At 54.5% G+C, this 11,713-nt stretch carries 10 protein-coding genes; 6 read left to right on the top strand and 4 right to left on the bottom strand.

What is annotated here, in order from left to right; all coding sequences use genetic code 11:
• Positions 1–427 precede the first annotated feature (427 nt).
• Positions 428–1,309 carry a carboxylating nicotinate-nucleotide diphosphorylase gene (gene nadC / locus AMR42_RS00295; protein ID WP_099531516.1) on the top strand — a complete coding sequence of 294 codons (882 nt, stop codon included), beginning with the start codon at positions 428–430 and terminating at the stop codon, positions 1,307–1,309.
• Between the two features lie 143 nt (positions 1,310–1,452).
• Here nadC and AMR42_RS00300 read toward each other — a convergent pair whose 3' ends face one another.
• Entirely contained in the window at positions 1,453–3,024 is a 1,572-nt protein-coding gene (locus AMR42_RS00300) for a serine/threonine-protein kinase (RefSeq protein WP_099531481.1), read from the bottom strand.
• 1,060 nt (positions 3,025–4,084) lie between these two features.
• On the opposite strand from AMR42_RS00300, the gene pheT reads away from it, so the two are divergent.
• Positions 4,085–6,571 (top strand): phenylalanine--tRNA ligase subunit beta, encoded by a 2,487-nt coding sequence (pheT, locus tag AMR42_RS00310; protein WP_099531483.1) that lies wholly within the window; start codon positions 4,085–4,087, stop codon positions 6,569–6,571.
• Between the two features lie 24 nt (positions 6,572–6,595).
• Here the strand turns inward: pheT and AMR42_RS00315 are convergent, their stop codons facing one another.
• Positions 6,596–7,549 carry an SGNH/GDSL hydrolase family protein gene (locus AMR42_RS00315; RefSeq protein ID WP_099531484.1) on the bottom strand — a complete coding sequence of 318 codons (954 nt, stop codon included), beginning with the start codon at positions 7,547–7,549 and terminating at the stop codon, positions 6,596–6,598.
• Positions 7,550–7,782: 233 nt separating this feature from the next.
• Between AMR42_RS00315 and AMR42_RS00320 the strand changes: the two genes are divergently transcribed.
• The gene (locus tag AMR42_RS00320) at positions 7,783–8,076 is read left to right on the top strand and encodes a hypothetical protein (protein WP_099531485.1); all 294 of its coding nucleotides are present in this window, start codon (positions 7,783–7,785) and stop codon (positions 8,074–8,076) included.
• A 172-nt stretch (positions 8,077–8,248) separates the two neighbouring features.
• Here the strand turns inward: AMR42_RS00320 and AMR42_RS00325 are convergent, their stop codons facing one another.
• Positions 8,249–8,722: an NAD(P)H-quinone oxidoreductase subunit N gene (locus AMR42_RS00325; RefSeq protein WP_099531486.1), complete on the bottom strand. Its 474-nt coding sequence runs from the start codon at positions 8,720–8,722 to the stop codon at positions 8,249–8,251.
• A 332-nt stretch (positions 8,723–9,054) separates the two neighbouring features.
• Complete coding sequence (locus AMR42_RS00330; RefSeq protein WP_099531487.1) at positions 9,055–9,672, bottom strand: hypothetical protein; 618 nt, start codon at positions 9,670–9,672, stop codon at positions 9,055–9,057.
• 362 nt (positions 9,673–10,034) lie between these two features.
• Between AMR42_RS00330 and AMR42_RS00335 the strand changes: the two genes are divergently transcribed.
• From AMR42_RS00335 to AMR42_RS00345, 3 genes are read left to right on the top strand one after another with little or no spacing between them, the layout of a single operon-like run.
• Positions 10,035–10,832 (top strand): hypothetical protein, encoded by a 798-nt coding sequence (locus AMR42_RS00335; RefSeq protein ID WP_143472867.1) that lies wholly within the window; start codon positions 10,035–10,037, stop codon positions 10,830–10,832.
• 53 nt (positions 10,833–10,885) lie between these two features.
• Complete coding sequence (locus AMR42_RS00340) at positions 10,886–11,329, top strand: hypothetical protein (protein ID WP_099531489.1); 444 nt, start codon at positions 10,886–10,888, stop codon at positions 11,327–11,329.
• A 42-nt stretch (positions 11,330–11,371) separates the two neighbouring features.
• Positions 11,372–11,614 carry a hypothetical protein gene (locus tag AMR42_RS00345; RefSeq protein WP_099531490.1) on the top strand — a complete coding sequence of 81 codons (243 nt, stop codon included), beginning with the start codon at positions 11,372–11,374 and terminating at the stop codon, positions 11,612–11,614.
• Positions 11,615–11,713 lie beyond the last annotated feature (99 nt).

Consider the following 11,713-nt stretch of genomic DNA (forward strand, 5'->3'; position numbering starts at 1 on the left):
CTCTGTTTTTGAAAATTCCTTGACCTTAGCCTTGAAATTTTCTAGAGAAGAAGAGTTTCATTTAGCTCCAGTTTTCACCGGAACTCGTCTTGCGACTTTTTAAGTTGCTTTGACGAGGCTTTTGTGCTTTAATGGCTCTCAAACTTATTCTTTTGTCTAGGTTCACCGCGCTTCGGTCGCTTCGCTTCAGCCGCCGTTTCCGGTTCGCTTCGCTTTCGCTTCCCCCTCAGCGCTTTATTAAATTAACAACCTTTCTCGAACTTGTCAACACTTTTTCAGAAAAAATTTCTCGCGCACATTCCCCAAATTCCCTAAACTCCCTTACAGCAATGCTTTGAACGCTGAAAAAATTTTTGATTGACCGGTTGCGGTGGGGCGCTCAAGTCGAGTTAGGCTTGGGCGCGTTGTTTTTTAAGGGCGTGTGGATATGGCTAAGAGCATGTTGCCGGGTTGGCTACAGATCGATGGGCTACTGCGAGGGTGGTTGCTGGAGGATTTGGGGCGGGGCGATCGAGCAACGTTGGCGGTGGTTCGAGGTGCGGCGAAGGAGCCATGGGGACGGGCGACTTGGATTGCGAAGGCTGAGGGCGTGATTGCTGGGCTACCGATCGCGGGGCGTGTTTTCCAATTGCTGGACGATCGGGTGGTGTGGAGTGCTGAAGTAGAGGAAGGTGTTGCCTGTGTACCTGGACAACTGCTGGCCCAGGTGTCAGGGCCATTGGAGGCGCTTCTCAGTGGCGAGCGGGTGGCGTTGAATTTGGTGATGCGCTTGAGCGGGGTGGCAACGCTGGCTAGTCAGTATGTGGAGCAACTGACTGGACTTCCCACACAGCTAGCGGATACGAGGAAGACGATTCCAGGACTCAGGATTTTGGAGAAATATGCAGCTCAGGTTGGGGGTGCGGTCAATCACCGTATGGGGCTGGATGATGCGGTGATGTTGAAGGATAACCACTTGGCGGCGGCTGGTGGGGTGGCGGTGGCGGTGGAACATGTTCGATCGCTCTGTCCCTATCCCTTGACGATCGAGGTGGAAACGGAATCCCTGGCGCAAGTGGCAGAGGCGATCGCAGCAGGGGTAGACATCATCATGTTGGACAACATGCCGCTGGCGATGATGCGGGAGGCGGTGGCCATGATTCGCGCCAAGGCTCCTCATATCAAAATTGAGGCTTCGGGCAATGTTTCGCTGGCTACGGTGCGATCGATCGCGCAAACCGGCGTAGATTACGTTTCCACCAGTGCGCCGATGACCCAATCTCGTTGGCTGGATATCAGTATGCGTATCCAAAACACTGATACCCAGTAGGCTGCCGAGATCACCACGCTGCCATGACCACTGAGATCAGGGGCTGCTTCGAGGGAGCAAATGAGTGACTGGGCAAAGCGGGAGGCGCGATCGATCAGCCCCGATTCCAAAAATCTGATCCCAAAAACCCGATCCAGCGCACTCTACATAAAGCCGCGCTTACCACTGGGCATGATGGTCATCCAGTTGGTTTTAGCAACCGCCAACTGCTCTTCGTCAATTTTGGCCCCGGTCAGGTTCGCGCCACAGAAGTTAGCCCCGGAAAGGTTGGCATTCGTAAAATTGGCGTAGCTGAGGTCGGCTTTGCGGAAGTCGGCCTTGGCTAAATTCGCCGTGTGGAAATAGGCGCGAATGAGCTGGGCCCCGCGTAAGTTAGCCTCTAGCAAGCTGGCTTTGGCGAAGTTTGCTTCCGTTAAATTCGATCCCTGCAAGTTTGTCTTATCGAGCTTTGACTCTCGAAAAATACAGCCGGATAGGTTGACGTTTGGCAGTTCCCCACGACTGATGTTGTGGGCGGCAAAATCTCGGCGGCCTTTGGCGTAATAGGTTTGAACTTCATTGCCCTTGAGCCATGGCATGGGGCCACCGGCTTTGGGTTTGTTGCCGCCGCTCACCCGACCGCTGTTGCCGGCTGCCCCCGATAAGGAGCTACCCGTGCTGAGACCACCAGTTAATTCAGGGCGCGATCGACGGGCACGGATGGACTGGGCTAAACGGGAAGTGTTGTTGGCAACAGGCGGCCCACCAAAATTCCCTCCCATAGAAGGACGGGTTGGCTCGGTGCTGACCGGTAGCGCCATACTTTGCGCCAAGTCATCCATGTAAGGCTCCAGGTCGAGGGCCCGCAGAATGTCTTCGGAACGCTGGTACCGGTTTTTGACGGCAATTTCCAGCATTTTCTTCAGCACATTGGCCAAGTGAGCGCTGATGTGGACGTATTTCTGCCACATCATTTCACCGGTGGTGGGGTGATAGTCCAAATCCTTGGGCGATCGCCCCGTTAGCAAATAAATGCAGGTTGCACCCAAGGCATAGATATCACTGGCATAAACAGGGCGCAGGGAGAGCTGTTCCGGTGGAGCATAGCCAGGGGTTCCCACCGACACCGCCGTCAAGGCCGTTTGGTCAGAGACGGGGCCCGTTTGCACCTGATCTTTCACCGCGCCAAAGTCAATGAGGACTAGCCGCTTATCCTGTTCCCGTCGAATGAGGTTATCCGGCTTGATATCTCGGTGAATGACCTTATTGGAATGGACGTATTGCAGAATGGGCAGGGCTTCGCTGAGAAATTGCCGAACAGCCGCTTCACTGTAGGGGCCGTTCTTTTTCACTTCACCCTTCAGGGTCATGCCATCCACAAATTCCTGAACAAGATAAAACTCCTTATCCCGTTCAAAGAAGTTCAAGAGTTGGGGAATTTGGGGATGATTGCCAATTTTGCCCAGGGTTTTGGCTTCCCGCTGGAAAAGATTACGCGCCATTTCAAATACATGGGGCGCGGTGGTGGCGGGTCGTAATTGCTTAATGACGCACTTGGGGCTACCGGGCAGGGAGATATCTTCTGCCAAAAACGTCGCGCCAAACCCCCCCTGGCCAAGGGCACGGAGGATGCGATAGCGATCGCCCAGTAGCAACGATGAGCCGCAAGTTTGACAACGTTCGGCCTCGTCGGGATTTTCGGGGTGGGGACAGGCAGGGTTTAGGCAATAGCTCATCCGGCATCACCAAGGATTGCAGAGTCGATCCGGTTGCGGGGTCGATGCGTTGCAAGCCCGAGCAGCATCTTTCATCTCTACGATACCAAAGGCGCTCATCGTTGCACGGGTTTGAAGGAGTTGGGTAGTGGTGACTTTGATTGCTTAAGGATTGCTCTTGCGGATCAGCACCAACTATTCACAGACTCGGATAAAGCGTTAATTGGCAGCGTTTTTGGGATTCAGTGGCTAGGGCTGTTTACGTATTCTTTCGGAGCATACGAGTTATCAATGACACAGATAGATTTGGGATTGAGATCTGGGATGACGGGTTAGCTTCATCCAAATTTCACACAACCTTGCCATTCACCATGCCATTGACAAAGGCGTGATTCGCCAAGGATTCAGTCCACTTCGCTGACCTAAATTCCGCCCCCGTTCACCGGGTGGTGATGACTTATGGCCAGCGAAGCAGGGGTTGTGATGCTGATTTTGATCGAGCGGGATCCCACAGACACCCGGAAAATCAGCCCTTGGCCCAACCAAGAGCGCTAAGATAGTCCCTTGGCAAACTGCCCTCCGTCTTGGGTGATGGGGTTGGTTGGTTCCCGGAATATCAATTTCCGAAGGGTGATCACCCCTCAGGGAATGGTGTGTTCGATTGTTCGAGTTGCTTAGATTTAGCAGCAATCACGCCTAGTTTCCGGGATGTTCCCCCAGCAGTATGCTCATCCGGGAGCAGTGATGCGCCTCTGACGTTCCTAGCCTACTGTGCTGCTGCGCCAATTGGCTGACCTTTCCGAACACTTTGTAGCTTTGTGGGTGACTTTTGTGGCTCCGGGTGGGTCGCTCAAGCACGCTCGATGATGCCTAAGGGGGGATACCCAACGGGAGATGGCCAGTGGATGGTGTCCCGTCGGGTTGGGTTAGCCCAGGTCTAGAGACCAAGGTTTAGAGACCAAGGTTTAGCAGCAGTGGGTTGGTTATGCGTCTGGGGCTGGGATGGAACAGAACCACTACCGTTCTTCGGCTAGTACCACGCCACCTGAAGTATTCAATTCTCGATCGATAGACTGAATTCATGCGTATCTCTTTGAACTGGCTGCGTGAACTGGTCCCCTTCAACGCGACGGCGGAGCAGTTAGCCGAAACTCTGACCTTATCAGGGTTTGAGGTGGAATCCATCGAGGATTTGCGGGCGTTGGCTGATGGGGTGGTGGTGGGCAAAGTGCTCGATCGCCAGCAACATCCCAACGCCGATCGCCTGAGTGTTTGTACGGTGGATGTGGGTCAGGCGGAACCCTTAACAATTGTTTGCGGCGCGAAGAATGTGGCGACGGGGCAAACGGTGGCCGTCGCAACGGTGGGCACCTATCTGCCAGCGGTGGATTTGAAGCTGAAACCCACGAAGCTGCGGGGGGTTCCTTCGGCGGGCATGATTTGTTCCCTGAGTGAACTGGGCCTGGCGAAGGAGTCGGAAGGGATCCACGTGTTTGCGGAGGGCGAGTCTCTGGCGGCGGGGATGGATGTGCGGCCGCTGTTGGGGCTGGACGATGTGATTTTGGACGTGACTTCAACGGCAAACCGGGCCGATGCGTTGAGCATGGTGGGAATTGCCCGGGAAGTGGCGGCGCTGGTGGGGGGTGCGGTGACACTGCCGCCAACGACGGCGACTTTGCCCGATCGCCTGGGATCGGGGGTGACGGTGCGGGTTAGCGAATCCAAGGCTTGTCTGACCTATGTGGGGACGGTGATTGAGGGCGTGACGATCGGCCCGTCGCCGGATTGGTTGCAGCGCCGCTTGCAGTCGGCGGGCGTGCGGCCGATTAGCAATGTGGTGGATGTGACCAACTGGGTGATGTTGGAGTGGGGTCAGCCGCTCCATGCCTTTGATCGCGATCGACTGCAAGGGATCTGCGGTGGTTCGGAGCTGGCGATCGGGGTGCGTTATGGCCGGGCGGGCGAAACGCTGAAAACTTTGGATGGTCAGGAGCGATCGCTCTCGCCCCAGGCGCTGTTGATTACGGGGAACGATCGCCCGATTGCCCTGGCCGGCGTGATGGGTGGTGAGGAAACGGAGGTTGATAGCAGCACGACCAATTTGCTGTTGGAAGCGGCCCTGTTTGAACCGGCGGCGGTGCGGCGATCGGCTCGCTCGATCGGGATCCGCACGGAGGCTTCCACCCGCTATGAACGGGGCACCAATCAGGTGGAATTCGGTTTGGCCCTGCAACGGGCGATCGATCTGATTCTGCAATTGGCGGGTGGGCAAGTGGTGGCCCGCGACCAGGCCGATGCTCGTCCGCCCCTGGAAACCTTCAGCCGCACCCTGAATCTCCGGCTCGATCGCTTGCACCAAATCCTGGGGCCCCTGCAACCGCCCGAGGGTGAAAAGGTTGATGAAGCGAGCGACCTGCGCGACTTTGTGCCCGCCGAGGCCGTGGAACAAATCCTGAGCAGCTTGGGTTGCCAACTGCGCGTGACCACCGCCGGAACCCCCGAAGGTGGCGGCCGCGAGTGGGAAGTGATCGTGCCGCCCTATCGCTATCGAGACCTGGAGCGGGAAATTGACCTAATTGAAGAAGTGGCTCGCCTGTTTGGCTACAACCGCTTTTCGAGCACCCTGCCGCCCAAGAGCGAATTTGGCTGCTTGCCGCCAGACATTGCCCTGCTGCGTCAGATTCGGGAACTGTTCCGGGCGGAAGGCCTGACGGAACTGATGCACTATTCCCTATGCAAGCCAGCGGGCGGCCGCCAAGTGACCTTGGCCAATCCCCTTTATGCGGAATATTCGGCCCTGCGCACGGAGCTAATTTCTGGCCTCGTGGATGCCTATCAATACAACCTGGAACAGGGCAACGGCGGGCTGAACGGCTTTGAAATTGGCCGTGTGTTCTGGTCTGAGGAGGATGGACTGTTTGAGGCAGACAAGCTCGGCGGCATCCTGGGGGGCGATGCGCGGCGTGGCCGTTGGACGGCGGGTGGCAAGGAATCACCCCTGACTTGGTATGAGGCGAAGGGCATTTTAGAGGCGGTGTTCGATCGCCTAAATCTGTCGGTGGAATACCAGGCCGATCGCGCCGATGCTCGGCTCCATCCAGGGCGTACCGCTTCTCTGTGGCTGCGGGGCAACCGCCTAGGAACCTTTGGGCAACTGCACCCGGAGTTGTGCCAAGCGCGGGATCTGCCCGCTGAGATTTACGTGTTTGAGCTAGATCTGGAAACGATCTACAAGGTGGCGATCGACGATGCACCGCCGCAACCGAAGTTCGCGCCCTATGCCACCCTGCCCGCCAGTAGCCGCGATTTGGCTTTCTTTGCGCCAACTAAGGTGACCGTAGCCGAGCTGGAGCGCACCATGGCCAAGGCTGGTCGGCCTTTGCTGGAACAGGTGGAGCTGTTTGATGAATATCGGGGCGATCGAGTGCCGGAGGGGCAACGCAGTTTGGCCTTCCGCTTGCTCTATCGCAGTCCCGATCGCACCTTGACCGATGAGGATGTGGAACCGTTGCACCAAAAGGTGCGCGATGCCATTACTGAGAAGTTTGGGGCGACCCTCCGCAGCTAAGGATCAGGACAACCAACCCGCGGCCTAGCGCGATCGGGAGAGGGTGAGCAAACTGGCCACCCGATCCACGATCGCCTGGCTCACCAATCCATTGCCCAACTCCGAGAGGTGAATGGAGTCACGGAAGAGGCCCGATCGATTAGCCAGCCGCCAATCCGGTAGAAAATCCAGCAGTTCAATGCCCTCCTGGCGGGCAAACGCCACCAGCCGATCACGGGCCTTGGCCTCATAATCACGCCCTTGGCCCGCCACCTCCCGCACCAGAGGCGTAATTGCCACCAGAAAATCCGCCTGGTTCCCTTGGGCCAAGTCACGAATTTGGGCGATCGCGGCTAGGTTCAGCCCCACCCGATCGCCCGGTTCTGGGGGGCGATTTTGCAATTGAGGGGGCATTTGGGGCGGCCGCACCCGCTGCCACAGTTCCAGCCAAGCCAAGGGAGGTTCCCGATCGGGATAGTTGGGATCCAAGCCCACCGGCAATGAGGACGGAGCCATCGCAAACAAATCATCGGTATTCAGCAGCAACACCACCACTTGTGCCGAAAACGTGCCAAAGCGCTGGAGATAGCCCAGCTCATTGCGCGGGCCCCAGGAATTGGCTGAAGCATTTAAAACCTCGATCGGGCGATCGCGCACTTGGGCCGGCAACCGTTGCATCAAGCCCCGCTCCAGCAAAGCCCCCATCGTGGCCTGATCATCCGTCCACCAGCCCCCGTTGGCGATGGAATCCCCCAACAGCAACACCCGCGTGGTTCCCTCCCGCAGGGCCGGGCTACGCATGGAATAAGCATTCACCGTAATCCGGTTGCCAAAGCGCCGAATTTGCCGATCGGGCTTCAGGCGATACCCCGTGTGGGGATCAGCCACATAAAGCGGTGGGTGGCCAAACCCAAACCCCCACCGCAAAACCCCTTCCCCAATTGCGAATAGGGCGATCGCCCCGAAGCATCCCCACAGGAGCCACTGCGCCACAACCATTCTCAACTCCTCAGCCGATAACCACGATCCCCAATTCATGGATCACCCCCAATCCCCCGGTTTCCTCGCATCCTCCGAGCATCCATCGCCCACCCCATTCACCTCAAACCGGGGACGATCGAGGACTGCAAGCATGTCATCAAAGCAGAATAGTCCCACCCTGCTGCTGAATTAGGCGGCCGTTTTCTGTCCGGACTCGCTAAAATCAGTACCGGAAATTTTTACGATTTCGTTTGGCTCCTAGCCCCCATTCAGCAGCGATCGACCGAGCGATCGAGCGCCCGTCCCCTCGCCGGGGCCCGCAACCCCTCGATTTTGTCACCGGCCGATCTCCCCGGGCGAGCTACTTCAATCTTTCGCAACTCTTTCGCAACCCCCACAAGATCATGTCAGACCTCGATCGCGGCATTATGAAATTCAAGGGAGCCGATAGCCCCGTGGCGATCGCCCTCTCTGCCACCTTCATCCTGGGCGGCATCGTAGCCCTGATTGTTTGGGCGCTGCAATCTGCCTACAGCCTGAACTAGCACCCTAGCGCCCTAGATCCCCGTCGCTTAGACAACACAAAACCAGCAGCCAGAAGCGGCCGCTGGTTTTTGGTTATTTTGGATGGCTTTTGAACGCCTTCTGGATGCGTCTCAATTCTGGTTAAGCATCGAGCAAAGCGAGCCAGAGGCGATCGCCTAACCCACCCGAGTGCTACACAGGCGTGTTTTTCAGGGGCATCCAACGCAGGGCCCGATCGCCCCCCATTTCCACCACCACCTTCACGCGGGGATCTAGCTTCGGCAGAGCGCAAAGAAACTCAATTTCCTGGCGCGAGAGCACAAACCCTTCCAGGATCCAAATCAGCAAGCCCTTGGAACGGGGCGACAGGCCCGTAAGCTGCGTTTCAATGATGGGCGGAATAAAGTACGTCTGAATGTCTCTCTTGCCCAAGTGGGCGGGACGAACCCCATGCACCCCGGTCAGGTAAGTATTCGGGTCGCCTAAGCCGCGCGCCGTCAACTTCACGGCGGTGTAACCATTGGCTCGGATGCGGCGAATATAGCGACCTTCGTAGCCCCCTTCCAAGGGCGCATAGAAGGCTAAAGCGCCGTGGGTTTCGAGATCGCGCACCAGGCGCTTACCGTCTGCGAAAAGCGAGAAGACACTATCTTGCAGGGCTACCATAAGCGTTTGCGCGATCGCGCGGAATGCTGGACTAGAGCGATCGACCCCAAACCATTACGGGCTGGTCGATGACCCTAGGCAATCTTACTACGCTCGTTTCAACCACAGGCGGTCGATCGGGCGGGAAATCGATTGCTTTTGATCATGAGTCCGATAGCGATTCGATCGAGCCGCTCAGCCAGCGCTGCCCTTGAAGCTCGATCGGGCCGTTAATCCCCAACGACTCGATCAGTTGGTAGCAGCGTTGATCGATTACCAGTTTTTTCAGGAATTTGACCCGAAAACTCAGTTTGGAACTGAATCGGTCAACCGTTAATGACCTCGCTAATTGGTTAATTCGAGTTCTGCGATTTTGCTTCTACACAACTGACCAGGATGCCAAAGAGCCGATCGAGCGGTTCGATCGCATATTCCCGCAAGTCGATCGTCACTTGATCACCCCGAAATTCCAGAAACTTCCACAAGGAACCAGTTGTAACCAAACCATAGAGGGGCGATCGCTCGTTCCCGCGTTGCCGATTGAAGCGATCGGCGGCAATCAACTCGGCAATGCATTGCCCCAAGCCTGCATTCAGGTTTTCGTTTTTGGCTTCCACAATGGTCAGCACGGGCGCTTTAATCCACAGTTGCTCTGAGGATTGACTAATTAGAAAATCAACCCGACCTGTGAGACCCAATTCTGAATCTACATTGAATTCATTGCCCGAAAACAAACTGATCTGATCATTAAACCAATGCTTTAGCGCTAACAGAATCGGCGCAATGATCATTTCGGAGCGGGCTTTTTCGGTGTTGATAGCGACTGCGATCGGGGTGTTGATTTGCAAAAATTGTGCCAGCCAGTCGGGAGGCGTGACAGTGGGGCGATCAGCAAAGTAGTCCCGACTTTCGATAACATCAATGCCAAAGTCACTAACAATCCGGTCAAGGGTAAAGTCACTGTAAGCCATTGGAATTGATTACCTTCTGGATTGTTTAAGTTTGGCATAAGCAAAATAAGCCAGTTGTAGTACACTCGCTGAGTTTTGCGAAAATCAACCAAACCTACTGCAACATAAGGATTTCTGGGAACTTGTCAGTTACCTGGCACTTCATGTGAGGTTATATATTTTCTTCTTCTAGAAATCCCAGATGCAAATCGTCTACAATCAGTCATTAAGTACGCTCCCTCCACTGCGTCAATCCCTTCATGAAATTCACTAGAAAGTCTGCGGAGTCTTTACTTTCAGCCGGCCTCGGCTTTCAAGCCAGTGCAGGTGCTCGGCTTGCATCGCAGAACATCCGAGAAATTGGTGCTCGATTCCGAGTGAAAATGGCTCGACTGGCAAAATCTCCAACGCGCTCCCGAGAAGGATTTGCCTTTGAGTATCTCGATGCTCTGGATCAGCAACTTCACCTAGGCAGTCGCTACCGAGTTGAAGTTCCTAGTGTCACTGGCAAAAATTCGCCTGATATTCGAGTTCGCGTCAGATCTTCGGGCAAAGTCGTTCAAGAGCAACAGCTCAAAGTCAACTCCCAGACTGCTGGTCGCGCTGCCAACAGTCAGGTATACGGCAAACAAGAAATTAGGACACCCAAGGGACAAGCTCACCAATCAACGAATCCCCATGTCAGGGAATCCAATGTTTCTGCGGCGGAAGTGAGTAAAGGAGCAAGCAATCCTAATCAAGCTGTTAGGAGTTATCAATTTAAAGCGGCGATCGCTGAAATTAGCCACGCTGCTGCTGTGGGTGCAATTACCGGCGCTGTTGCTGCCCTTCTCATTTCAGGTCTAGAGCACTTCCTGGCGGTTGAGCGCGGTGAAGTGGAAATTGATCAGGCGATCGCAGCCGTTTTCTTCGACACACTCCAAGGCCTTGTGATGGGAGCTGGTAGTGTAGCAACGTTTGCAACGATTCCCGCCTTTTTTCCAGCGTTAGCTCCCATTTTTCACATCATTTCTGTACCGCTAATGGCAATCGGAGCTTTTCAACTGGTAAATCAAGTCTTCCAGATTCTTGACCATCATGAATCTGTCAAACGCAATGCCCTAATCAATCAGGTTTATCAGCAAGATGCCCAGTTTTTCGAGAGTTTTGACAAGCAAGTGTCAGACTACCTAGGTATTTAAAGACTTGCTTCAATCCTTCACGCACCCTTTCCTATCACCAAGAGTTCCCGCCAATGAATATTAATCAAGCTCATGGACTTCTCAATGAAATCGAGGAGTTGCTATATTCTGGCTCCCTTTGGGATATTTGCTGGCGGAATGCTGTCAACCAGATTCGAGCAGAAAGGGTAGATGGGCCCTTTACTGAAGCTCTTGCCAAAATTCATGCGTTGGGAGCACTAGATCATGACCTAGATAAATTTATCAACGTCTTCATCCGATCACAGATTCAGCAATTTCATCAAAATTTATACAAAAGCCGAAGAAGATATCGAGTAATTAACACCTATTTTTATAAGTACTCGGACGTTCTGGTTTTTGTAGAAGAGAGCAAGATTCTGATTGCGGCTCTTCGCAAGAAGATTGATCAGATTCATGCGGACTCATGCAAGGTATCCAAAGAATTCTGTACGCGAGATTTACCTCGTGGGGCAGGAATTTTGATTGTTGACGGCTGATTCGGTAAAGCCTATCGTTAATCCGCTCTAAAAAGTACTTTCATGAGTATTCAATTGATGAGACAGCCCTCAAATTTTATTGATGCTGGTATCCAGATCAAGAGAGTTCGAGGCTTGTTTCTGTTTGAGTTCGCTGAGTGTCTGCAAGAGCATCTAAGCAGGCTCAATGAGAAACAACGAGCAGCACAGTTAACTCCCGATGAAATAGTTGAGTTAGCTGGAATTCTAGAGCTAGATCGTGTCTTGACCTTAATCAATGCCAAGGTAATTGCAAGTTCAAAATAGAGACAGTGTTCCTGCGAGTCATGTGATCGGCAGGGACAACGCTACAGGACTGCATAACTTTTGTCGATCGCGCCGATCGAGTAGGGTAGGGGTTCGATC

It is taken from the genome of Limnothrix sp. PR1529 (assembly GCF_002742025.1).
Taxonomy (GTDB): Bacteria; Cyanobacteriota; Cyanobacteriia; order CACIAM-69d; family CACIAM-69d; genus CACIAM-69d.